We start from the raw sequence: 22,808 nt of genomic DNA on the forward strand, positions 1-22,808 counted from the left end.
TGGACAACAGGTTGATATTCCTGTACCACCTCTGTTCCGCTTGAGCAATGGCGTGACGCAGGAGGATAGGGTGAGCGGCCTACTGGATGGCCGTCCAAGCAGTGAGCCTGGTGTGTAGGCAAATCCGCACATCGTAAGGGCAAGCTGTGATGGCGAGGGAAATTTTAGTACCGAAGTCCCTGATTTCACACTGCCAAGAAAAGCGTCTAGCGAGGAACAAGGTGCCCGTACCGCAAACCGACACAGGTAGGCGAGGAGAGAATCCTAAGGTGCGCGGGATAACTCTTGCTAAGGAACTCGGCAAAATGGCCCCGTAACTTCGGGAGAAGGGGCGCCCCGGTAGGGTTTATAGCCCGAGGGGGCCGCAGTGAAAAGGCCCAAGCGACTGTTTAGCAAAAACACAGGTCTCTGCGAAGCCGCAAGGCGAAGTATAGGGGCTGACGCCTGCCCGGTGCTGGAAGGTTAAGGGGATGAGTTAGCGCAAGCGAAGCTTTGAACCGAAGCCCCAGTAAACGGCGGCCGTAACTATAACGGTCCTAAGGTAGCGAAATTCCTTGTCGGGTAAGTTCCGACCCGCACGAAAGGCGTAACGACTTGGGCGCTGTCTCGGCAAGAGACCCGGTGAAATCATAATACCTGTGAAGATGCAGGTTACCCGCGACAAGACGGAAAGACCCCATGGAGCTTTACTGTAGCCTGGTATTGGAACTTTGTGCATCATGTACAGGATAGGTGGGAAGCTGAGAAGCAGGGGCGCCAGCCTCTGTGGAGCTGTCGGTGGGATACCACCCTTGATGTACGGAGTTTCTAACTCGTCGCCCTGATCGGGCGAGAGGACCATGCCAGGTGGGCAGTTTGACTGGGGCGGTCGCCTCCCAAAAGGTAACGGAGGCGCCCAAAGGTTCCCTCAGAATGGTCGGAAATCATTCGTAGAGTGTAAAGGCAGAAGGGAGCTTGACTGCGAGACCTACAAGTCGAGCAGGGACGAAAGTCGGGCTTAGTGATCCGGTGGTTCCGCATGGAAGGGCCATCGCTCAACGGATAAAAGCTACCCTGGGGATAACAGGCTTATCTCCCCCAAGAGTCCACATCGACGGGGAGGTTTGGCACCTCGATGTCGGCTCATCGCATCCTGGGGCTGAAGTAGGTCCCAAGGGTTGGGCTGTTCGCCCATTAAAGCGGTACGCGAGCTGGGTTCAGAACGTCGTGAGACAGTTCGGTCCCTATCTGTCGCGGGCGCAGGAAGTTTGAGGAGAGCTGTCCTTAGTACGAGAGGACCGGGATGGACGCACCGCTGGTGCACCAGTTGTCACGCCAGTGGCACAGCTGGGTAGCTATGTGCGGACGGGATAAGCGCTGAAAGCATCTAAGCGTGAAGCCCCCTCCAAGATGAGACTTCCCACAGCGTTAAGCTGGTAAGACCCCTCATAGACGATGAGGTTGATAGGTTCGGTGTGGAAGCGCGGCAACGCGTGGAGCTGACGAATACTAATCGGTCGAGGGCTTATCCACACAATCTTGGCAATCATGCAGATCCAGTTTTGAAGGTGCGAACGTAAAGCAAAAGGACCAGATGATACGATCATCTGGTCCTTTTGCTTATGCAAATATCGGGAGGAATACCCCTTATCCTCCTTTTTTGATTTCACCGACTTTTCACTGCTCCCTTGGGACATTTACTTCCGTTTGCAAATAAAAAAAACCTTGTCAAAACAAGGTTCTCCGGGTGTTCTTATGGTGATTCGGACTGGGTTCGAACCAGCGACCCCCGCCCTGTCAAGACGGTGCTCTCCCAGCTGAGCTACCGAATCACGATTGTCTTTTTACTATAACCCGAAACAGTGGACAAGTCAATTGGTTTGTGCTAAAAACACAGAATTTGTTTAGAGTCACTGAAAATAGAGACGTCGAAGGGGCAGGATGGCTACCTGCATGGTTTCTGCAGGCGAAGAAGGGATGGAAGCGTGCAAAAGCGAGAAAAGTAATCCTATCCGAAAGTCACAACAGTGTTGAAGGAGAGGATGTAACTATGCTGCTTATTCATGCCCATCTGCAAGTAAAGCCTGATCAGGAACAGCCATTCCTGGAAGCGGCCAAGGTACTGGTCTCTGCGAGCCGCGCCGAGGCAGGCAATACAGGGTACACCCTGTTGAAAAGCACGGAGCAGGAGTATTCGTACACCATGGTGGAGGTGTGGAAAGATCAGGCTGCGATCGACGCGCACAATGCCAGCCCCCATTTCCAGGAGTTCGTCCGGCAAGCCGCTGCCTTCAGCGCAGCGCCGATGAAACTGGAGGTATTTGCGGGAGAGCCCGTTGAGCTTTAGTCCCCAAACCCAGGCATTGATCATCGACAGAAAAGGAAACCATCCAAAGGAATCCGAAAAGCAGAACCAGATAGCCGGTCAAAAGGGATGAGCAGCAAAGTATCCTTGACAATCCCCTAGATTCAAGCGATAATACCAATAACAAAGTAAACTACTCGGATTACTTAAAATAAATGGATGTGAGTTCAATGGAACGGAATTTACAAATTCCAAGCGGAAACAGTACGTTGGCGGCCACGCTGCATACGCCAGAGCAGACGGGTAGCCTTCACAACGAAGCATGTCCACTCCTCATCATCTGCCATGGTTTTATCGGCAGCCGAATCGGCGTCGACCGCTTGTTTGTCAAAGCCGCCAGAGATTTGACTGAAAGCGGCTTTGCCGTCTTGCGCTTCGACTACGGAGGATGCGGGGAAAGCGCCGGTGAATACGGCGAAGGCGGACTCGACGTCCTGTTGTCACAGACCCGCGATGTGATCGATTACGCCAGCGGACTGACGGGTATCGATCCAGCGCGGATCAGTCTCATCGGACACAGCCTTGGCGGGGCTGTCAGTATGCTCACCGCCAGTGCGGATGCACGCATCCAGTCGCTCGTTCTGTGGGCGGCGGTCGCCCGTCCCTATGATGACATCGTCCGCATCGTCGGCGAAGAGGAATACCAGGAAGCTCTGCTCACCGGAAAAACGGACCACCGGGGCTACTTGCTTTCGGACCGCTTTTTCCGATCCTTGAACAGTGCACTTCCTTTGCGCCAGGCCAAGCAATTTGAAGGAGACGTCCTCCTCCTGCATGGAAACAGAGACGACGTCATCTCCGTCGACTCCATGTTCCATTACGAACGCGAGCTTCGCTTGCGCAGGCGGGGACGCTGCGAGGCGGAAGTCATCGTCGGCGGCGACCACACCTTCTCGACGGCAGCGAGCTACCAGCGGCTGATCGGGAGCACCATTCACTGGCTCAAGGGTCAGTCAGCCAGGGAAGACGTAGCCGTATGAGAGTAAGCGGAAAAGCAAAAGGGATAGCCCGTCAAACGGCTATCCCTTTTTGGTTTGGATGTGCCTGAGAAGTCCTCTGCAGCCGTCCTCCACGAGGTCGTAGACATAGCTGAAACGTCCGGTGTAGTAAGGGTCCTCCACATTCTGCTCGCTTGTAAGGGAGGCGAAGTCAAGCAGGCGGTGCACCTTTTTGCCGGGGGGAGCCATCCGCTCCAGGGCAGACAGGTTTTCTTCATCCATGCAGACAATGTAATCGTAATCGGCAAAATCGTCAGGGGTGATCTGACGGGCGCGCAAAGTGTCGTGGGCGATGCCCTTTTCGTTCAACACCTTTTGCGTTCCGGCATGTGGGCGTTCTCCCGCATGCCAGCCGCCGATTCCCGCCGAATCGATGGCGATCTCGCCGGACAAGCCCTCCTCTGCGACCAGATGACGGAACACCGCCTCCGCCATCGGCGAACGGCAAATGTTTCCGAGACAAACAAACAGGACATGGGTCATGGGAATACTCCTTTTCCTTAGGCAAAATAAGCCGGTCTTGTATGATAGAATAACACAAGAGAGGGTAAGGAAGGGCGAGGAATGCACATTGAAAGCGTACATCTACCGAATACGTCTGATCGCCTCCGTGGTGGCTGTGACCATCCTGCCGATTCTGATCACGGGAATGGTTCTTCTGAATGCCGCCGAGCAGGCATTACTGGAGGAAAAAAAGCAGAAGCTGCTCGCCATCACGCAGCAGCTCGATTTCGCCCTGTCCAAAAATTACGACGAGCTCATCGGCGAAATCGGGGCACAAAAGGCGACCCGCCAGCAAAAAATCGCATACTTAAACCGGCTGTTGCAACCGCTTACAGACCGTATAGCCGCCGAGCATCCCGGCATCGGGGTCGGGTATTATGCGGCGGATCTGGATGCCATCGTGACGTACGGGCCAAGTACGGAGATGAAATGGCATGTGGGGGAATCGATTTCTCCCTCGCATCTCGGACGTCTCGTCATGGAAACGGGCAAGCCTCAGATTGCCATCGGGGAGCAGGTCAGGGGCAATATTATGAACGCGATGTACCCGCTTGAGCGGGACGGCCGGATGATTGGCTATACGTGGGCGAACGAATTGATGAGCAGCATCGATGTGCAGCTGGCAGGGATGCGCGGAAGCATTATCGCCATTTCCGGTATCGGCTGCCTGATAGCGGCGGCAGCCAGCGGCTTGATGGTGCACAGGCTGGAGGCCGTCCTGGAAGAGATCAAGGCCGGACTGAAAAGGCTTAGCTTCGATCTGTCGTTCCGCATGCGGCGGCTGGCCGGGGAACCAGGAGAAATCTCGGAGGCGATCAACAAAATGGCGGACGACCTCCAAGCCAGCCGGACCCATACAGAGACGATCATGCAGAGCATGGACAGCGGTGTCATTGCGCTGGACGGAAACGGCATCATCACATCATGGAACGAGGCGGCGGCCAGGATCACGGGCCGGTGCGCAGACCAGGTGATGGGGAAAAGCTACACCGACGTGTTCGCCGAAAGTGAAGCGTTCGTGGAGCTGTTGGCACAGACGTTGGAACAGGGCAGTACGATCCGGGATGCGGAGTGGGAATACGAGCATCCGGAGTGGGGGCACCGGTACGTGAAGGTGGCGACATCCACATGGGTCAGTCCGACCGAGCAAACGCTGGGCATGATCGTCGTTCTGGATGAACGCACGCAATGGAAGCAGATGGAGATGCGGCTGGCGCAGGCAGAGCGATTGGCAGTGATCGGGGAATGGGCGGCCAGCATTGCCCACGAGGTGAGGAACCCGCTCACCTCCATCAAGGCATTTGCCCAAATCATCGAGGAGGATTTGCCGAAGGAACACGTCAGCCGGGAGTACACGGGTATCATTGTGGAAGAAGTGGAGAGGCTGAATCGTTTTGCCGACGAGCTGCTGCTCTTTACCCGCCCGGATGAAGAAGCCAACGTCCCTACCCGCGTGGAGGATGTGCTTGGACAAACCGTGCTGTTGATTGAGCGGAGCGCTGCAAGCAAGGGCGTTCGGGTGGAAAAGCGGTTCGGGCAGGACGTGCCGCTGGTTCTGGCTTCTCCCGATTTATTGAAGCAGGTATTCCTGAATATTTTGATCAATGCGCTGCAAGCGATGCCGGGCGGGGGAGTCGTACAGATCCTGACGGAAAAGGCGGGCGGGCAGGCCTGCATTCATGTCACCAACGAAGGCCAGCCCATCGCCGAAGAGCACTTGCTTTCGGTATTCGAGCCGTTCTATACGACCAAGCCGTCCGGAACCGGCTTGGGGCTGGCGATCTCCCAACGAATCGTCCACGCGTATGGCGGGCATATCACGGCGCAAAACGTCCCGGGCGGTGTACGCTTCACGGTCATGCTGCCCGGCAGCGGAGAGGAGGCAGAAGGATGAAACGAAAAATATTGCTGGTCGATGATGAAGCTAATGTGAGAAAAGCGTTGTCCACGAGCCTGCAAAAGGCGGGGTACGATACAAAGGAGGCGGCGAGCGGTGCGGAAGCGCTGGAGCGGCTGGACGAATACCAGCCGGAAGTCATGCTCTTGGATCTGCGCATGCCAAAGCTGGATGGCATGGAGACGCTGCGCCGCTTGAAGCAAAGGAGAGGACATATGCCGAACGTCGTCATGATGACCGCGTACGGTTCCGCCAATGACGTCATGGAGGCGATGCGGCTGGGGGCATTCGACTACGTGCAAAAGCCCTTCGACCTCGCGCAGGTGAAGCAGGTCGTGGCCAAAGCGCTGAAGCAGCCGGAAGCCGAGGACGATGCGGGAAGCATGCGCCCGTCACCGGAAGAGCGCGCAGACGTACCAGGGCTTCTGATCGGTTTGAGCCCTGCGATGCAGGAGGTGTACAAGCTAGTCGGAAAGGTGAGCATGTCCCGGGCGACCGTCTTGATTCAGGGGGAAAGCGGCACGGGCAAGGAGCTGATCGCAAAGGCGATTCACGCGAACAGCCCGCGGGCGGACAAGCCGCTGATCTCGGTCAACTGCGGAGCCATCCCGGAAAAACTGCTGGAGAGCGAGCTGTTCGGCTACGAACGGGGGGCGTTTACAGGAGCGGTCGGAAGAAAACAGGGGCTGTTTGAGGTTGCGGACGGAGGCACGCTCTTCCTGGACGAAGTGGGAGAGCTCACGCTGCCTCTGCAGGTAAAGCTGCTGCGAGTCCTGCAGGAAAGAACGCTGGTCCGACTGGGAGGAGTAGAGTCCATTCCTGTGGATGTCCGGATCATCGCCGCCACCAACCGCGATCTGCGGGAGAGAATGCAGAAGGAGCTGTTCCGCGAAGATTTGTACTACCGATTGAATGTCGTCCCGATCAAGATGCCGCCGCTGCGGGAGCGGAAGGAGGACATTCCCTTGTTGATTCGCCACTTCCTGGCCAAGTTCAGCCGCGAGACAGGCAAGGAGGGCTGCTATTTGTCGCCGGCTGCCGTGGAATTGCTGCATGCGTATGACTGGCCGGGAAACGTGCGGCAGCTGGAGAATACGATCGAGCGGGCCGTCGTCCTTGCGAGCGGTCCTGCTATCCTCCCCGAGCATGTTCAGGTGCATATGGAGGAGAGCAGCCAGACGATCGAGTCTCCGTCCGAGAAACAAGGGATCCGCTACGACGACCGGCCTATGAAAGACATCATTCAGGAAGTGGAGAAGGAAGCAATCACGCGCGCCCTTCATCGGGAAAAGGGAAACAGGCTGCGGACCGCCAAGCGGCTCGGGATATCCCGCAGTGCGCTGCTGTACAAAATGGAGATGTACGGAATCGACGTCTCCGAAGAATGAGGGAAGAGGAAACGAAGTGTGCAAAAAGTAAGCAGAACGGTTTACTTTTTGCACACTTTTTATGCTTGGGGCTCCCACCTGTGGTCGAAACATGCTGATTTTTGGCAAATCATCGGTTGGTATGATTCTTGTAAGAGAAGGAGGAAGACACAGAAAAGCAAGGAGGACATTCATGAAAGCGTTGTCACGTTTCTTTTCGACATTGGTGCAAAAGTTTTTGCCCGATCCATTTGTATTTGCCCTTATTCTCACGATCATCCTGTTCGCCTCCGGCCTGATTTTTACGGATCACGGTCCGCTCCAGATGGTGCAGTTCTGGGGCAACGGCTTCTGGAATCTGCTCGCCTTTGCCATGCAGATGAGTCTGGTGCTGGTCACAGGACATGCGCTGGCCAGCTCTCCGCTCGTCAGCCGCAGCCTGACCCGTATGGCGGGAGTGGCCAAGACGCCGACGCAAGGCGTCATTCTGGTCACGCTCGGCTCGGCCATCGCCTGTCTGCTTAACTGGGGCTTCGGGCTGATCGTCGGAGCGCTGTTTGCCAAAGAAGTGGCGAAGCGCGTGCCTGGATCGGACTATCGCTTCCTGATCGCCTGTGCGTACATCGGGTTCTTGACATGGCACGGCGGGCTCTCGGGTTCTGTTCCGCTGACGGCGGCGACTCCTGGCAACCCGATGGAAAAAACAGCGGGTCTGATCCCACTGACGGATACGATTTTCACGGGCTACAACCTGTTCATTACCATCGCCCTGCTCGTCGCGTTGCCGATCATGACGCGCCTGATGATGCCGACCGGCAAAGAAGTGGTGGAGATCGACCCGCAGCTGCTGGCGAAGGAAGAAGTAGCTGCCGCGACAGAGGTGGCCGCTCCTGGCGAAAAAACATTCGCAACCGTGATGGAAAACAGCCGCATCCTGACCTTCATCATTGGAGCGCTGGGCCTCGCTTATCTGGTTTATTACTTCGCAAACAAAGGGTTCAAAGTGGACATCAACACGGTCAACCTGCTCTTTTTCATCTTGGGATTGCTGCTGCACGGCACACCGCTCTCGTATATGAAAGCCGTGGGAAATGCGGCGAAAGGGACAGCCGGGATTCTCATCCAGTTTCCGTTTTATGCAGGGATCCAGGGGATGATGGAGCAGTCGGGATTGGGCGGCTTGATGACAAATGCCTTCATCTCCATTTCCACACCGGAGACGTTCCCTCTCCTCGCGTTCCTCAGCTCCGGATTTGTGAACTTCTTCGTGCCGTCCGGCGGCGGACACTGGGTCGTCCAAGGGCCGTTCATCATGCCGGCAGCCCAGCAGCTCGGGGTGGACGGAGGCATCGCGGCGATGGCGATCGCTTACGGAGAAGCGTGGATGAACATGGCGCAGCCTTTCTGGGCCTTGCCTGCCCTCGCGATTGCGGGTCTCGGCGTGCGCGACATCATGGGGTACTGCGTCACCACCTTGCTGGTTTCCGGCGTGATCTTCGCCGTCGGATTGTCCTTTTTCTAGGAGGACGCCTGCCGCCCAGCACGATCCATTGCGGAATTGACCCAAGTGTGATACAGTAAGTGGAACACAAAAACGTATCGACCCAACTTTATATGCAGAGTTTTCTAGGGTTCCGCGGATGGCAAATCGTCCGGTCTGGTCCGAGAGAAAACCCACGGCGCAGCCGTGTACACGGAGGGACAAAAGCCCGGGAGAATATCGCACAGGTATTCGACCGCGGCTTTTTTTGCGTGAGAAAAACATCGCCGCAGCCCCCGGTGCAAAGAAGATGGGAAAGATACGAAGGAGAAGAGAGGAGAGTATGTCGCCATGGGAAAGAACTGGCTTCTTGTCGTGATCGCTGCCGTGTTTGAAGTCGTATGGGTGGCAGGGCTGAAGCATGCCGACAGCGTGCTGACGTGGGCCATTACTGCCGTCGCCATCCTGATCAGTTTTGGGGTGTTGATCTACTCCGGGAAGAGGCTGCCCACAAGTACCGTATATGCGGTGTTTGTCGGGCTCGGGACGGCAGGGACTGTCATCTGTGAAATGGTGCTGTTTGGCGAGCCGTTCAGCTGGGCCAAGGTCGTCTTGATCGCTGTGCTGCTGGCGGGCATCATCGGTCTCAAGCTGGTGACGCACGAGCATGAAGATCCGCGGAAGGAAGGGGAAGCCGCATGACATGGATCGCTTTGATACTTGCGGGATGCTTTGAAGTCGTAGGCGTCATGGGAATTACACAGGTCAACCAAAAGCCGTCGCTGCGCTCCTATCTGGTGTTGATTGGCGGTTTTGCCCTCAGCTTTATTCTGCTTTCCGTCGCGATGAAAGATATCGCGATGGGGACGGCATACGCGGTCTGGACCGGGATCGGCACGGTCGGCAGCGCGCTGGTGGGCATGCTGGTGTACGGCGAGCCGAGAGACAAGCTGCGTATTTTCTGCATCGCGCTTGTCATCGTCTCGGTAGCCGGGCTTAAGCTGATTGCATAAGGTGAGGATCGAAGGGGACAGGCGTGGCAGACGGCCTGTCTCCTTTCAATTTTTTACCGTTTATGTAAAAAGGACCATCCGCAAGCGCAGAGGGAATAGTATAATAAAACGTGCATAACCTTACAAGTCGAGGAGGATACATACCGGGATGGGCTCACTTTGGGCAATGTTGAAAAAGGGCAACACGTCTTCGGCTACGGCCGCATTGGGAAACGCAGGGCTCGCGATCGTGAAGGGTCTGGCTGCGGCGTACAGCGGCAGCGGCGCTATGTTTGCTTCTGCCATGCACTCGGTCGCAGACGCGGTAAACCAGGGCTTCGTCTTTTTAGGCAGCGTTCTCGCTGAAAAAGAGCCGACGCGAAGGTTCCCGACAGGATTTGGCCGCGTCATCAACCTCTTTTGCATGATCGCCGTGATCGTCGTCACCGTGATGGCGTACGAGACGATCAGGGAAGGTCTGCACCTGATCAAGGAGCCAGCTCATTCCAGCCATTTCTGGGTCAACTTCATCATTCTGTTCCTCGCGATTGCGGTGGACGGGTACGTACTGGTGAAAGCCATGAAGGAAATCGTCCACGAGACCCGCGCCGAGGCGACTGGCTGGGGCATTATCCCGGCTGCCTTTCGCAATGTAGGGCGCGCCGCACCGCCCACACGCCTCGTCTTCTACGAGGATATCGTCGCGACGACAGGAGCGCTTCTGGCGTTGATCGCCGTGACAGTGACCCAATTCACGACGTTTGCCCTGCTGGACGGAATCGCGACCGTGATGATCGGCGTGCTGATGATCGGAGTGGCCTTCAAGGTCGGCTACGACAACATGGTCGGGTTGATCGGAGTCGCTGCGCCCAAAGAGGTGGAGGAGCGCGTCGTTCGGAGCATTTTTGCCGATCCCGATGTGACGGATATCAACCGGCTTCGGATCGTACAGGAAGGGCGCTTCTACCATGTCGAGTGCTACGTGGAGCTGCGTCCGGGCTTGACGCTGGCCGTAGCGGACGACATCAAATACCGGATTCGCGACAGTGTGCTCACCGATCCGGACATCAGCGATGTGACGATGGGGATCCTCGAGGACAACGGCGTCTCGGATTGGGAAGCGAGAAATGTGGTAGAAGGTACGTAAATAAACGCAAAAACGCCCCGTTCCATGCCATCTTGACTGGAACGGGGCGTTGCCGTTTGGACGTGATCAGGGTGATCAGGAAACGGTTTGCAACTCTTCGGAAGCTTCGGCCTCTTTCGGCGGCAATTCCGTGATCAGGACGCGCGTCACGCGGTGATTATCCATTTGTTTGACGGTAAACAGGTGATTCTCCCACTCGACGGAAGCGCCGACGGCAATATCCTCTTCCAGCTGGCTGTAGAGCCAGCCGCCGATCGTATCCACATCCTCGGATTCCAGCTCGAACGGGATATGGTCGTTCAGATCCGCGAGGGTGAGCATACCCGAGACGGAAAGGCCGTTTTCCACTTTCTCGATTTCCGGATGTTCCTCGTCGAATTCGTCCTGAATGTCGCCGACGATTTCCTCCAGGATGTCTTCCATCGTCACCAGACCGGCAGTGCCGCCGTATTCGTCGATGACGATCGCCATCTGCGAGCGCTTTTTCTGCATCAACCGCAGGACCGTGCTGATCTCCATCGTCTCCGGCACCGTCAGTACCGGGCGGAGCAGCTGGCCGAGATCGGCGTATCCGTCCTGCAGGGCGGACAGGTAGAAATCGGTGGCGTGGACGAAGCCGATGATGTTGTCCTTGTCGTCATCCGCTACAGGGAAACGGGTGTGGCGCTGCGAGCGGATGATCTCCAGGTTTTCTTCAAACGTATTCGAGGTATATAAGCAAACCATGTCGATACGGGGGATCATCGTCTCCCGCGCCAAGGTTTCGGAAAAATCAAAAACGTGTTCCACCAGCGCCAATTCCGTTTGGTCGATATGGCCGCTTTGGTGGCTTTGGTTCACCAGAATGCGAATCTCTTCTTCCGTATGCGCGGCTTCGTGTTCGGAGACGGGCTCCAATCCCGCTCGTTTCAGAAGCGCGTTGGCAGTTCCGTTCAAAAACCAGATTGCCGGATAGAACAATTTATAGAAGAACATTAATGGCGCAGCAACCCACAGCGAAGTCGCTTCCGCTTTCTGAATAGCCAGTGATTTCGGAGCCAGCTCACCCAGCACAATGTGGAGGAACGTGATGATCGCAAAGGCTACGGAAACCGAGATGGCAGTGATCACATAATCAGGAAGTCCTGACGAGCCCAAGAGCGGTTCTACGATCATGTGGGCGATTGCGGGTTCCCCGACCCACCCCAAACCAAGTGAAGACAGCGTAATCCCTACCTGACAAGCAGACATGTAGCCATCCAGCTTTTGGGTTACTTTTTGGGCAAAGGCAGCACGCTTGTTTCCTTCGTTGACCATCTGCATCAGCCTAGTTTGCCGTACTTTGACGAGAGCAAACTCCGCGGCTACGAAAAAGCCGTTCAGAAAGACAAGAAACAGGACAAGCAGCAGGTTGAGCACTATCGGAACGCTATCCAAGTAAATAGTCATCCTCTCTGGAATTTTTTACGTGTTGGCACTTTCATTCCTCGCTGCCCATATACGGGAAACGATGGACATTTTCAGATGAAAGTACACTTTCTATTTTACAGGGTTTGTAAGGGGCCGACAAAACCGATATACCCCCGTGTTGGGCCCTGCGGACCCGTTGCCTCAGAAGAGCGTCGGTCAGATTACCGAATCGCACGTTTTTGCCTTCTTAGAAGGTCATAGATGGTCAAACCGCCGCTTGAAAAAATGAGGCGGTTGCCTCCCGCCCATTTAACGGCCCAGCAAATGCTGGCTGTACAAGAAAAAGGCGGACAGGACGGCAGCCAGGGCGAGATATGCCGCCAGAACCTTCCATTTGGTGGACGCCGCGGCCACGTAGTAGGTGGTCAGGCGGTGCAGCTGCTCATCCACTTCGGCCAGCCGGTGCCGCGCTGCATGCTCGGCCTCCTGCAATACGGCCGAAGGCGCAGGTTGAAAGGGGTTGCTGTCCACGAACAGGACAGGCTCCCGCTCCCATTGCTTGAACAAGTCCCACTTCCGGTGCATGTATACTTTGTCCAGCCGCAGCCGGTCGCGCTTGAACCGCTTTTCGTCCTGCAAGAACGGAACGAGAAAGCCTTTCGGGGGCTCGGCCCGATCGAGGAAGGCCACTTCTTCACTCAGCTCGACGCGTTTGTTCCATGACGACTCCAGCTGGGGCCACACCGCGACCTCCTGCAGGAAGTCCTGCAATTTGTCTCTTTCGTACGCCAGCACCTGATGCTGATAACTCTCCCGCAGTCTGCTCCACCAGGTAAGCAGCCCGATGATGAAGATGAAGACCATGAGTGGTCCCGGCGATGCGAACAGCATGATCCCCAGGCCGACCAGTCCGACGAACCAGATCTTGGTGGACAGGACGGATACGATCCGGCCTCCGTCCAGCGGCGAGATCGGCATCAGGTTGAACAGGTTGAGCAAGGCGCCGAGATAGATGACCAAAGCCCAAAACGGCTCGTGCGTCCACCAGTAAAGGGGCAGAGCCGGCAAAAAGGCGATCGTTCCGGCGAGCGGTCCGCCATAGGCGAGGTAGGCTTCGGTCCCGGCGTCCCTCGGGGTGTCCTTCATGGAGATGAAGGCACCGGCGAACGGAATGAAAACAGCGGGCGATGTGGCGATTCCTTTCTGTTTGGCTGCGATCACATGGCCCATCTCATGGACGAAGATCAAGTAGACGAGGGCGGCAGCGAATTTCCACCCGTAAAAGGCCGCGTAAGCCCCCAGGCTGATGATCATCGACAGCAGAGTCGTACCGAATTTGGAAAACTTCAGAATGCTAAGCAGCCACTTGAGGTTGGTAAGCAAAAAGGCACCGATGGCCAAGAGGACCGAACGGCTTTTTTTCATTATCGTTCCTCCCATACGACATGGCAGTCATCAATCTATACGAATATCCCTTCGATAAGTTTCGAATTGGTCAATCTTCCAGACGCGGGTTGGAATAGAAAAAGCCGTATTCTCCATAGGCGGCTTCATAGCGAAGATGTCCGCCGTCAAAGTACCAGAAGTCGGTCGGACGAACGACGAAGCGAAGCCCTTCCACTTCAAAAACCGCATCGTCGCGCATCACTTCATCTTTTTCAATCGCATAAAACAAGCCCCCTGTGCCAGGGCCGCTCGTCCGGACGTACAAGCGCAGGATGTCGCCTGGCTCGAAACCGGCGTAGCGCATGTAGGCCTGAGCAAAAGCGGGCTCGATTTTTAGTGTGATTCCCATAGGTAAATCTCCTCTCGTCTCATTACCGCCATTTTACCACAAATGGAAACAGCCCATCCGGCAGTCCAGCAGGCCGAATGGGCTGTAATGGCTGGAGAGAGTCAGTCTTTGCTCTTGCTGACGTCGAGAGTGGGATGCATGAAGCGTGCCCCGTCGTATCCCTCTTGGTTGTCCTCCAGCAGTTCTCTATTTTCAACCGTATTCCAGCCGATGTCATTGGTTGGGTGTACCCACTGATCCCCCGACATGATGGAAGGATCGGTCTCGGTGCTCCAGCTGTTGATGGGGGAATCCCCGGAATTGTACAGACTGTCTCCGATGACGACGCCAAATTCGTTGACGAACGGCTTCTGGATGGAGCGCGAGGAGTTTTTGAAATCAGGCGCGCTGATTTGATGCGGCAGCGTTCCGTCGATTGCGATATTCTCCAATTCCTTTTTTTTCTGTTTGTCGTTGTCCATCAGTTGGACCTCCTTTGTAGGAAGGCTTCTTACTTAAGATGCGTCAAGTGGCATTCGCTTATACCTTTGCGCCCAGCCCACCTGCAGCCTTTTGGCATACACTATAAAAAGGGGGAGAGATCCGATGCTTGCCAGTGTCGTCATTCCGGTCAGAGACGCAGCCGATCAGCTCCTGTACACGTTGTTTAGCCTGAATCTTCAGCTCGCCTCGTTCGAGGATTTCGAGGTGATCGTGCTGGACAATGCTTCCAGCGACGGAATCGGAGAGAGGCTGGAGCGATTTTCGGCCCACTATCCGCTGCAGGTCATCCGGTTTCGCAAACGCGTGCCGTTTCACCGCCTGCTCGGAACAGGGCTGGCGCAAGCCGGAGGAGAGCTGATCGTACTGCTTTCCTGCAACATGATCGTGCCGCGGGAATTCATCGGCGTCCATCAGCAGGCCCACGAGCATACGAAGGATCTGGTACTGCTCGGGCTGGGAACGAGGCGCATCTACTCCGTCTACGACCCCGCTTTCAGTCCCATCCAACAGCTGGAGTGCAGGGAATGGCTGGAGCAATATCCGCATATCAAGCGGCCGCACACGCACCATCAGACAGTCCCGCTGCTCGAGGAGGGCCAGATCGTCAGCGGATTGCCATTCCGGATCGGTATGCCATGCCCGGAGGCTGAAAAGCGCATGGCCATCCGGCAAAAATACGGCCCAAGGCTGGAGGGCCACCGCGCTCCATGGACGCTGTTTACTACCCAGCACGTATCGCTGCCGAGAGACACCCTTGTCGGGATCGGCGGATGGAGGCAATTGCCTCGGCTGGAAATGGAGCGGGATATGGGAAAAAGACTGTGGAGGAAAGGCTGCCGCTTCCAGTTTGCCGACAAGCTCACGCTGATCAAGCAGGAGAGGTCGATACGGAAGAGCAGACAGCAAAACCTTCTGAGAAAAAACCGCCGAGTCCAGTAGGATCGGCGGTTTTAAGCTGTTCCGAGCGGGTCAACGGTTTTCTTTTAGACGCTCTTGTGGTTCACTATTAATGGAGCCGTCAGATCGGACAGCTTCGGATTGGGCTTTTGGCCCGCGAATTTCGGCGGTCTTGCCGAAGTCTTTCGCTTTGTTTCGCACCATGCTGCTCCCTCCTCCTTCCTGTCGGATCACAGATAGTATGACCCGCAGGGAAGCATTGAATGAGGGCATTATCGTATAGAAAAGGGGTTGGAATCCGATGGCAAAAAAACAGCAACGCAAGCAGCAGAGATCTTCGCATGAGACGCAAACGGCGGCAGAAACCAAAAATGGACTGAACCTGAAAGAAATGCTGAATGCCGATGCGCTTGGAAAGCTGAAGCAATTGGAAAAAGAGATGAAGGCGGAAAGCGAGCGGCAGGCACAGGAGGCAGCCGAGAGAAAACGGCGCGAGCAGGAAGAGCGGGAAAAGAACAAGAGCTTTGCCGAGCTGCTCGACGAATACGACAAAAAAGGCAAAGGGAAGTATAGCTGATGGGTGAGGAACGGCAGAAGGGTCGGCCGGACACGTCGAAAAACGGCATGATGAAAAAGCGCGAGCTCGCCTTGAAAGACGAGTCGATCAGGCAAAGGGGACGAGCTGTCCTCAGCCGGCTGGGAAAAAAGGATGTGCCAAAGGAGTGATTTTTTTTCCCTCCTTCCCATATAGCTAGGAGAGGGAAAGGAGGGAGATCATGGGGACAATCTTGCTCCTGATCAGTCTCCTCTGTGTGGCCGTGGGCACCTGGAAGCTGATCGGCATCTACAAAACCGGCAAAGCGGACAATAAACCGCTTTGGTGGACGGTAGCGGCTGCAGGAATTGCGCTGTTCTTTCTTTTGAAACTGATGACGGATACGTTTCCGACATAAACATGCACCTGCAAGCGGATAGCCGGCAGGTGCATGTTTTTGCGTTCTATTCGTAACGCAGCGCCTCGATCGGATCGAGCTTGGCGGCTTTGTTCGCCGGATAGAGGCCGAAGAAGATGCCAATCGCGCTGGAGAAGGCAAAGGCGATGATCACGCTGTTCCAGGAGAGGAGCGGCGGCAAGTTCGCAAAGTGCGAGATGAGCGCGGCGATCCCCAGTCCGAGCAGGACGCCGATCAGACCGCCGATCAGGCAAACGATGACCGATTCGATCAGAAACTGGATCAGGATGTCGTGTCTTCGCGCGCCCAATGCCTTGCGTATCCCGATTTCCCGAGTCCGCTCGGTGACGGAGACGAGCATGATGTTCATGACGCCCACGCCGCCGACGACGAGCGAGATGCCCGCGATGACGCTGAAAATCATCGTCAGGGTACCCGTCAGCTGGTTGAATTGATCCATGTTGTCCTGCATGCTGTTGGCCCGGTAGTGGTCCTGCTTTTGGTGCTTGCGTGCCAGATACTGCGTCGTCTGCTGCATGGCCGGCTTGATGGACTCCTTGTCCTTCGCCTTGCCCATAAACATTTGCACAGCCGGCTCTTCCATCAGGCTCAGCTGATAGCGAATGGGCGTAAAAGCGCCGAAGGACTGCGCGCCCATGTCAAACTTGAACTTTTCTTCCGTATACGTCCCGATGACCACCAGGGAGTTGTTCCCCCAGCGGACGCGCTGACCGATCGGGTTCATTTGCCCGAACAGCTTTTCGCCCAGCGCCTCTTCAAGCACGATGACGGCACGCTGTTCCTTGTCGTCCGTTTCATTGAAAAAGCGCCCTTTGGCCAGCTTGATCGTCTTCTGCATGGCGAAGTAGTCGGAGGTGGTGGCCGTCAGATTGACCCGTTCTTCCTTTTTGGGGCCCTTCATGACATCCGTGATGTAATTGTAAGGCACGATGTAATCGATGGCCGGGCTGATTTTGCCGAGCACCTCTGCATCTTCGACCGTCAGATCGTCCGGGTAGTACTCCTCCTTGCTCTCCCAGTTGGTATAGACGTTGAAGGTGAATTGTCCGAACTTCTCCATTTCCTGGTTGATCGCCTTCTGGCCGCCTTCCCCGAGAGTGGTTACGGCAATCACCGAGGTGATCCCGATGATGATGCCCAGCATCGTCAGGCCGGAGCGCATCTTGTTCGCCCAGATGCCTTCGATCGCAGTGGTAAAGCTCTCCAGTAAGTTCACGTCACGATCACCTCGGCTGAGGAAGTGGCGAACAGCCGGTCCTCTACGGGTTCGTCACGGATGATGACGCCGTCTTTAAAGGTGACGATCCGTTGGGCGTGCTGGGCGATGTCCAGTTCGTGCGTGACCAGGATGATCGTGACCCCTTGCCCGTGCAATTCTTGAAACATCGCCATGATTTCCGTGCCGGACCGGCTGTCGAGGTTTCCGGTCGGTTCGTCGGCCAGCAGGATGGCTGGTCGGTTCACCAGTGCTCGGGCGATGGCGACCCGCTGCTTCTGGCCGCCGGAGAGCTGTGTCGGCTTGTGGTGCATGCGCTCCGCCAGACCGACCCGCTTCAGCGCCTCTACCGCCCTGCTCCGGCGCTCCGTCCGGCTGAGGCCGGCATACATCATCGGCAGCTCCACGTTGTGCAGGGAAGTGGAGCGCGCCAGCAAATTGAAGGACTGGAAGACAAAGCCTATCTTTTGGTTGCGCACATGCGCCAGCTGCTTGTCCTTCAGACTGCTGATTTCGATGCCGTCCAGCGTATACGTGCCGCTGTCGGGACGGTCAAGGCAGCCGAGCATGTTCATGAAAGTCGACTTTCCCGAGCCGGATGGCCCCATGATCGCGACAAACTCTCCTTGTTCCACCAGCAAGGAGACGCCTTTTAGGATCGGCAGCGTCGAATCTCCCGTCTTGTATGATTTCGTCAAGCCTTCCACGTGCAGCATGGTAGGAGACCTCCTTTTCTTGCAAAGTGGCTAGATGCCCATCGCCGCCGAGCCGGACATCGGCATGACAGGAGTTCCTTCGGCCAGTCCTTCGACAGGATTCAGGATCAGCTGCTCATCGCCTTGCAGTCCGCTGCGGATTTGGGTAAACAGTTCGTTTTCCACTCCGGTCTCCACTTTTTGCTTTTTGGCGATCCCGTTTGCGGCTATCCAGACGAACGTGCTTCCGTCCGCATCTTGCTGGATCGATTCGATCGGCACCTGCAAGGCGTTGTCGATTTTGTCCACCGTGATGTTGATGTCGACGTGAAAGCCCGGCTTCAAGGCAGCGATTTCACGGGAAGAAGGCTCCAGCGTCACCTTGACGCGGGTCTTCTCCCCTTGGCCGGAGCTGCTCTGTGTGGTTACGGCGATCGGAGCGATCCGGGACACCTTGGCGCTCAGCTTTTGCTTGCCCAGGGAGGTCCCTTCGATGACGGCGTTTTGACCGAGGCTCAGCTTCGTGACGTCCGACTCGTTGATATCCGCTTCGATCAGCAGGCGATCCAGATCGGCAATCGTCAAGAGCTCGGTTCCTTTGTTCACGTATTGGCCATTGTCGGCTGCCCGGGCGATGACCGTGCCGTTTGCAGGCGCGATCACAACGCTCTGGACGCGCTCCTTGTCCAGCTGTCCTTTTTCAACCAGCAGCTTGTTGATTTGCGCCTGCTGGGATGCGATCTCTTCCTTGCGCGGCCCTTTTTGCTTGAGCGAGAGCTGCTGCTTCGCCACATTCAGGGTCGACAGGGCGGTGTCTACGGTCGACTTGGCCTTGTCCAGCTCTTGCTGGGTAGAGGCGCCCGAGGCGTACAGCTGGCTGATCCGGTCGTACTCCCGCTTGGCGGTATCGTATTCGCGCTGGGCTTGCGCCAGGCGTTCACGCTCCTGCTCGACCTCCTCCGGTTCGCTGCCTGCCTGCACCTTGGCGAGGTTGGCCTTGGCCAGCTCCAGCTGTGCCTCCAGCTCCAGGATGCGGCTTTCGACGTCGGACGTATCGATCTTCCCGATGATTTGTCCTTTTTTCACCTTGTCGCCTTCTTTGACGGAAAATTCGCGCAGTGTGCCGGTTACACCCGAAAACAGCTTTTGCTTGTCCTCCACAGTCACGACACCGGAGGTCAAAATTTTGCTTTCCAGCGCTGATTTGGTCGCTGCTCCGATACTGACCGGCATGCCCATCGCCTGTTTGGAGCCCAGCATGCTAAACGAGGCTACCCCCACGACCAGCAAGGCCGCGACGGAACCAATGATCCACCAGCGTTTTTTCATGATCATTCTCCTTGGATGTTTTTCAGCTTCTGTTATTTCGATACCCGATGGTTTTACGGCGGAGGTGGAAAAAGGTAACAATCATGGCGAATCGTTCACCTTTTGGTCACATTTTGTACGATTTTGACGGAAAGTACTTTCTGCCGTTTTGGCGTGATAAGATGAAGAGTAAGAGTAGATGACGTTCCTGGGAGGGGAGCCATGAACCAAGCGATTCGTTTCGACTACTCCAACGCTCTTGCTTTTGTCAGACCACATGAATGGGAGCTGCTCGCTCCAGCGATTGGACAAGCGCATGAGATGCTGCACAAAAAAACGGGACCAGGCAAAGAATATCTCGGGTGGGTGGATTTGCCCGAAAAGTACGACCGCGCCGAATACCAGCGGATTCGGGAAGCGGCGGCACGCATACAGTCTGATTCAGATGTGCTTTTGGTGATTGGAATCGGTGGTTCTTATCTGGGGGCAAAGGCCGTGCTGGACATTTTGGGGCACAGCTTTTACAACCTGCTGCCCAAGTCAAAGCGGCGGGCTCCGGAAATATATTTTGTAGGCAACAACATCAGCCCTGTCTACATCTCTCACTTGATGGACGTCTTGGACGGAAAAGAAGTCTCGATCAACGTCATTTCCAAATCAGGCACGACGACGGAGCCGGCGATTGCGTTTCGCCTGCTGCGCGACTGGCTGATCGGAAAGTACGGCCGGGACGGGGCGAAGAAGCGGATCTACATCACGACGGACAAAGCGCGAGGGGCATTGAAAAAGCTGGCGGACGAAGAAGGGTACGAGAGCTTTGTCATTCCCGACGACATCGGCGGCAGATTCTCCGTGCTGACGGCAGTCGGGCTTTTGCCGATCGGGGTGAGCGGGGCCGACTTGGATGCGCTCATGCAGGGGGCAGCCGATGCGAGGGAGCGGTACATGGCCCAGGATTTGCTGGAAAATCCGTGCTATCAATATGCGGCTATCCGCAACGCCCTGTATCGAAAAGGCAAGACCGTAGAGCTGTTGGTCAGCTACGAGCCGCAATTTCGCTATTTCTCCGAATGGTGGAAACAGCTTTTTGGAGAATCGGAGGGCAAGGACGGAAAAGGAATTTTCCCTGCCTCCGCCGAATTTTCTACTGATTTGCATTCGATGGGACAGTACATACAGGATGGCATGCGGCAACTGTTCGAGACTGTCATATCGGTGACGACACCCTCCGTCGATGTGACCGTGCAGGAGGATCCCCTGGATGTAGACGGGTTGAACTTTCTGTCGGGCAAGCGGATGGGGTATGTCAATAAAAAGGCTTTCGAAGGGACGGTATTGGCCCATGTGGATGGGGGCGTGCCGAATCTGTTGGTGGAAATACCGGCGGCGACGGCCTACCATCTGGGCGGACTGATCTACTTTTTTGAAAAGGCATGCGGGATCAGCGGCTATTTGCTGGGCGTCAATCCGTTTGATCAGCCGGGGGTGGAGGCGTACAAAGCCAATATGTTCGCTTTGTTGGGCAAGCCTGGCTACGAACGGCAGAAAGCGGAATTGGAGGCTAGATTGAAAGAGAACAAGACGTATTTGACCGTTGCCGAGACCGCGGAGTATCTGGATCTTCCCGTGACGTTCATCCTGGAGAAAATCAAGGAAGGCCGGATTCGGGCGGTTCATGACGGCAACGAGTACTTGATCAACAAAGATCAGTTCAAGCATCATCTGGAGGAGATGCGCAGGCTGAGGGAGTGGGAAGAGGCCGCTCGCCACGAGCCGATCCCGGAGAGCTACGATGTGAAGGACGAAGATTGAACTGCTTCGTCACGGAACGATGGGAGCGCAAATCATCCGGCGGTCTGAATTTTACTTGTCAGATCACTTGCCGGAGGACTATACTGGTCAATGAAAATGACATAACGAACAAGCAACTTGGGGAGTCCTTCACGCAGGGCTGAGAGGATGGCAGCAACGACCATCGACCCATTGCACCTGATCCGGATCATGCCGGCGCAGGGATACGGTTGCGAGCGAACAGCGCTTTGTTTCTTCATATGCGTATGAGCCCACCTTTTCCTGCACAGGATCGGTGGGCTTTTTGTTTTGGCCGGGCAGACGAGAGAAGGAGTGGAGACGATGAGTGATTGTCTGGTAGTAGGCGGAGGAATCATTGGACTGAGTGTGGCATATGAACTGTCGCGGCGGGGCTTGGCTGTCACGCTGGTGGAGCAGGGGGAGTGGGGAGGCCAGGCTTCATCGGCCGCAGCAGGCATGCTCGCCCCGTTAAAGGAATTCGCTTCACCGGGGCCGATGCTGGAGCTCGGGATGGATTCGCTGCGCTTGTATCCCCAGTGGGCGCAGGAGCTGGAGGAGTGGACAGCGGGAGACGTCCAGCTCAGTCTGGAGGGGCTCGTCACCGTGGCCCTGTCCGACGAGGAGAGCGAACAGCTCCATGCCAAATACCTCTGGCAAAAGGAAGCCGGTCACGATGTGCACTGGCTGAACGGCCAGGAGCTGCGGGATGTGGAGCCGCTCCTGACCGACAGGGCGATCGCGGGGATATACTCCCCGGGGGAAGGCCACATCAACAATCGGCTCTTGCTGCGATCGCTCGTCACCGCCTGCAGCATCCAGGGCGTGAAGCTGCTCTCGGGCTGCGTAGTCAGCGGGATCGCGGTGAAATCAGGCAGGGTGATCGGGGTCGAGACTTCTACCGGACCGATCCGGGCGGAGCATACGGTGATCGCGTCCGGGGCATGGGCAGGCATCATGATGCAAATGCTTGATTTGGCAATTCCGGTGCGTCCTGTGCGGGGACAGATCGCGGCTGTCTCCTCTGTCGGCATTCCGCTGCGCACCGTTATTTTCGGCACGTCCGGCTACATCACCCCGAAAAAGGACGGCAAGATCGTGATTGGAGCGACAGAAGACGAGAGCGGATTCCAACGGGAAGTCACCCTGGCTGGACTTGCGAGCGTATTGAACGGCGTGATGCCGTATGTGCCGGCTCTGCACGCCGCAGCATTTCTGGAAGCGTGGGGAGGTCTGCGCCCGGCTACCGCAGACGGAAAACCTCTGCTGGGCCCTGTTCCCGGCTGGACAGGGCTGTCGCTCGCGGGCGGACACTTCCGCAACGGCATTCTTTTGTCACCGGTCACAGCCAAACGGATGGCGGATTATCTCACAAGCGGACAGCCCGATCGGTTGGAGGCGTTTTTGCCTGCCCGCTTCCTGCCTTGATCTTTCGCCGGGGAAATTGGGCTGGTCCCGCCCCCAAAACGGTACACCTCCCTATGGGCTCTTGTATATGGTAGTAAAGAAACAC

Annotated in this window: 23 protein-coding genes, 1 tRNA gene, 1 rRNA gene, 1 pseudogene and 2 riboswitches (1 of these 28 running past the window's edge); of the genes and pseudogenes, 16 read left to right on the forward strand and 10 right to left on the reverse strand. The window is 56.2% G+C overall.

Going from position 1 to position 22,808, the window contains the following annotated elements:
* Positions 1 to 1,512 (forward strand): 23S ribosomal RNA (locus RGB73_RS05155); it begins 1,416 nt to the left of the window's first position.
* A 223-nt stretch (positions 1,513 to 1,735) separates the two neighbouring features.
* On the opposite strand, the gene RGB73_RS05160 is transcribed toward RGB73_RS05155, so the two are convergent.
* Positions 1,736 to 1,811: transfer RNA gene (locus RGB73_RS05160), tRNA-Val, on the reverse strand.
* A gap of 218 nt (positions 1,812 to 2,029) precedes the next feature.
* On the opposite strand from RGB73_RS05160, the gene RGB73_RS05165 reads away from it, so the two are divergent.
* Positions 2,030 to 2,326 (forward strand): putative quinol monooxygenase, encoded by a 297-nt coding sequence (locus tag RGB73_RS05165; protein WP_310769759.1) that lies wholly within the window; start codon positions 2,030 to 2,032, stop codon positions 2,324 to 2,326.
* Positions 2,327 to 2,514: 188 nt separating this feature from the next.
* Entirely contained in the window at positions 2,515 to 3,324 is an 810-nt protein-coding gene (locus RGB73_RS05170; RefSeq protein ID WP_310769761.1) for an alpha/beta hydrolase, read from the forward strand.
* A 39-nt stretch (positions 3,325 to 3,363) separates the two neighbouring features.
* Here the strand turns inward: RGB73_RS05170 and RGB73_RS05175 are convergent, their stop codons facing one another.
* The gene (locus RGB73_RS05175) at positions 3,364 to 3,825 is read right to left on the reverse strand and encodes a low molecular weight protein-tyrosine-phosphatase (protein WP_310769763.1); all 462 of its coding nucleotides are present in this window, start codon (positions 3,823 to 3,825) and stop codon (positions 3,364 to 3,366) included.
* A gap of 88 nt (positions 3,826 to 3,913) precedes the next feature.
* Here RGB73_RS05175 and atoS point away from each other — a divergent pair, with 88 nt between their 5' ends.
* From atoS to RGB73_RS05205, 6 genes are all read left to right on the forward strand, one after another.
* The gene (gene atoS / locus RGB73_RS05180) at positions 3,914 to 5,740 is read left to right on the forward strand and encodes a two-component system sensor histidine kinase AtoS (RefSeq protein ID WP_310769764.1); all 1,827 of its coding nucleotides are present in this window, start codon (positions 3,914 to 3,916) and stop codon (positions 5,738 to 5,740) included.
* Positions 5,737 to 7,131 (forward strand): sigma-54-dependent transcriptional regulator, encoded by a 1,395-nt coding sequence (locus RGB73_RS05185; RefSeq protein WP_310769766.1) that lies wholly within the window; start codon positions 5,737 to 5,739, stop codon positions 7,129 to 7,131. Before atoS ends, RGB73_RS05185 begins: the two co-directional genes overlap by 4 nt.
* Before the next feature lie 172 nt (positions 7,132 to 7,303).
* Positions 7,304 to 8,632, forward strand: coding sequence for a TIGR00366 family protein (locus RGB73_RS05190; protein ID WP_310769768.1), 1,329 nt, complete (start codon positions 7,304 to 7,306; stop codon positions 8,630 to 8,632).
* Positions 8,633 to 8,725: 93 nt separating this feature from the next.
* Positions 8,726 to 8,828, forward strand: a riboswitch (guanidine-I (ykkC/yxkD leader).
* Between the two features lie 113 nt (positions 8,829 to 8,941).
* Complete coding sequence (locus RGB73_RS05195) at positions 8,942 to 9,292, forward strand: DMT family transporter (protein ID WP_310769771.1); 351 nt, start codon at positions 8,942 to 8,944, stop codon at positions 9,290 to 9,292.
* Entirely contained in the window at positions 9,289 to 9,603 is a 315-nt protein-coding gene (locus RGB73_RS05200) for a DMT family transporter (protein WP_310769773.1), read from the forward strand. Before RGB73_RS05195 ends, RGB73_RS05200 begins: the two co-directional genes overlap by 4 nt.
* A gap of 148 nt (positions 9,604 to 9,751) precedes the next feature.
* Positions 9,752 to 10,729 carry a cation diffusion facilitator family transporter gene (locus tag RGB73_RS05205; protein ID WP_310769775.1) on the forward strand — a complete coding sequence of 326 codons (978 nt, stop codon included), beginning with the start codon at positions 9,752 to 9,754 and terminating at the stop codon, positions 10,727 to 10,729.
* A gap of 75 nt (positions 10,730 to 10,804) precedes the next feature.
* On the opposite strand, the gene RGB73_RS05210 is transcribed toward RGB73_RS05205, so the two are convergent.
* From RGB73_RS05210 to RGB73_RS05225, 4 genes are all read right to left on the reverse strand, one after another.
* Positions 10,805 to 12,145 carry a hemolysin family protein gene (locus tag RGB73_RS05210; protein ID WP_310769776.1) on the reverse strand — a complete coding sequence of 447 codons (1,341 nt, stop codon included), beginning with the start codon at positions 12,143 to 12,145 and terminating at the stop codon, positions 10,805 to 10,807.
* 282 nt (positions 12,146 to 12,427) lie between these two features.
* Positions 12,428 to 13,543: a site-2 protease family protein gene (locus tag RGB73_RS05215; protein WP_310769777.1), complete on the reverse strand. Its 1,116-nt coding sequence runs from the start codon at positions 13,541 to 13,543 to the stop codon at positions 12,428 to 12,430.
* A gap of 70 nt (positions 13,544 to 13,613) precedes the next feature.
* Positions 13,614 to 13,913 (reverse strand): (Fe-S)-binding protein, encoded by a 300-nt coding sequence (locus RGB73_RS05220; protein WP_310769778.1) that lies wholly within the window; start codon positions 13,911 to 13,913, stop codon positions 13,614 to 13,616.
* Positions 13,914 to 14,014: 101 nt separating this feature from the next.
* A complete protein-coding gene (locus tag RGB73_RS05225; RefSeq protein WP_310769780.1) occupies positions 14,015 to 14,374 on the reverse strand; it encodes a DUF3905 domain-containing protein in 360 nt (119 codons plus the stop codon).
* Between the two features lie 124 nt (positions 14,375 to 14,498).
* On the opposite strand from RGB73_RS05225, the gene RGB73_RS05230 reads away from it, so the two are divergent.
* A complete protein-coding gene (locus RGB73_RS05230; protein ID WP_310769782.1) occupies positions 14,499 to 15,335 on the forward strand; it encodes a glycosyltransferase family 2 protein in 837 nt (278 codons plus the stop codon).
* A gap of 30 nt (positions 15,336 to 15,365) precedes the next feature.
* On the opposite strand, the gene sspK is transcribed toward RGB73_RS05230, so the two are convergent.
* Positions 15,366 to 15,497, reverse strand: coding sequence for a small acid-soluble spore protein K (sspK, locus tag RGB73_RS05235; RefSeq protein ID WP_003391014.1), 132 nt, complete (start codon positions 15,495 to 15,497; stop codon positions 15,366 to 15,368).
* Between the two features lie 97 nt (positions 15,498 to 15,594).
* Between sspK and RGB73_RS05240 the strand changes: the two genes are divergently transcribed.
* The 3 genes from RGB73_RS05240 to RGB73_RS05250 are packed head-to-tail and all read left to right on the forward strand — an operon-like array spanning position 15,595 to position 16,246.
* Entirely contained in the window at positions 15,595 to 15,870 is a 276-nt protein-coding gene (locus tag RGB73_RS05240; RefSeq protein ID WP_310769788.1) for a DUF3886 domain-containing protein, read from the forward strand.
* Positions 15,870 to 16,019, forward strand: coding sequence for a hypothetical protein (locus RGB73_RS05245; protein WP_310769790.1), 150 nt, complete (start codon positions 15,870 to 15,872; stop codon positions 16,017 to 16,019). Before RGB73_RS05240 ends, RGB73_RS05245 begins: the two co-directional genes overlap by 1 nt.
* Positions 16,020 to 16,069: 50 nt before the next feature.
* Positions 16,070 to 16,246, forward strand: a complete 177-nt coding sequence (locus RGB73_RS05250) for a hypothetical protein (RefSeq protein WP_310769792.1) — start codon at positions 16,070 to 16,072, stop codon at positions 16,244 to 16,246.
* A gap of 46 nt (positions 16,247 to 16,292) precedes the next feature.
* Here the strand turns inward: RGB73_RS05250 and RGB73_RS05255 are convergent, their stop codons facing one another.
* The 3 genes from RGB73_RS05255 to RGB73_RS05265 are packed head-to-tail and all read right to left on the reverse strand — an operon-like array spanning position 16,293 to position 19,507.
* Complete coding sequence (locus RGB73_RS05255) at positions 16,293 to 17,483, reverse strand: ABC transporter permease (protein ID WP_310769794.1); 1,191 nt, start codon at positions 17,481 to 17,483, stop codon at positions 16,293 to 16,295.
* Complete coding sequence (locus tag RGB73_RS05260; protein WP_310769796.1) at positions 17,480 to 18,199, reverse strand: ABC transporter ATP-binding protein; 720 nt, start codon at positions 18,197 to 18,199, stop codon at positions 17,480 to 17,482. The genes RGB73_RS05255 and RGB73_RS05260 overlap by 4 nt, the downstream gene beginning before the upstream one ends.
* 30 nt (positions 18,200 to 18,229) lie before the next feature.
* A complete protein-coding gene (locus tag RGB73_RS05265) occupies positions 18,230 to 19,507 on the reverse strand; it encodes an efflux RND transporter periplasmic adaptor subunit (protein ID WP_310769798.1) in 1,278 nt (425 codons plus the stop codon).
* 201 nt (positions 19,508 to 19,708) lie between these two features.
* On the opposite strand from RGB73_RS05265, the pseudogene RGB73_RS05270 reads away from it, so the two are divergent.
* The 3 genes and pseudogenes from RGB73_RS05270 to thiO all read left to right on the forward strand — a co-directional run.
* Positions 19,709 to 21,058 (forward strand): annotated as a pseudogene (locus RGB73_RS05270) (glucose-6-phosphate isomerase); the annotation flags it as partial.
* A 54-nt stretch (positions 21,059 to 21,112) separates the two neighbouring features.
* Complete coding sequence (locus RGB73_RS05275; RefSeq protein ID WP_310774147.1) at positions 21,113 to 21,298, forward strand: excisionase family DNA-binding protein; 186 nt, start codon at positions 21,113 to 21,115, stop codon at positions 21,296 to 21,298.
* A gap of 108 nt (positions 21,299 to 21,406) precedes the next feature.
* A riboswitch (TPP riboswitch) is annotated at positions 21,407 to 21,522 on the forward strand.
* 97 nt (positions 21,523 to 21,619) lie between these two features.
* Positions 21,620 to 22,723 (forward strand): glycine oxidase ThiO, encoded by a 1,104-nt coding sequence (gene thiO / locus RGB73_RS05280; RefSeq protein ID WP_310769800.1) that lies wholly within the window; start codon positions 21,620 to 21,622, stop codon positions 22,721 to 22,723.
* The last annotated feature ends 85 nt before the right edge of the window (positions 22,724 to 22,808 follow it).

The sequence above is a fragment of the Brevibacillus brevis genome, assembly GCF_031583145.1.
Classification (GTDB): domain Bacteria; phylum Bacillota; class Bacilli; order Brevibacillales; family Brevibacillaceae; genus Brevibacillus; species Brevibacillus brevis_E.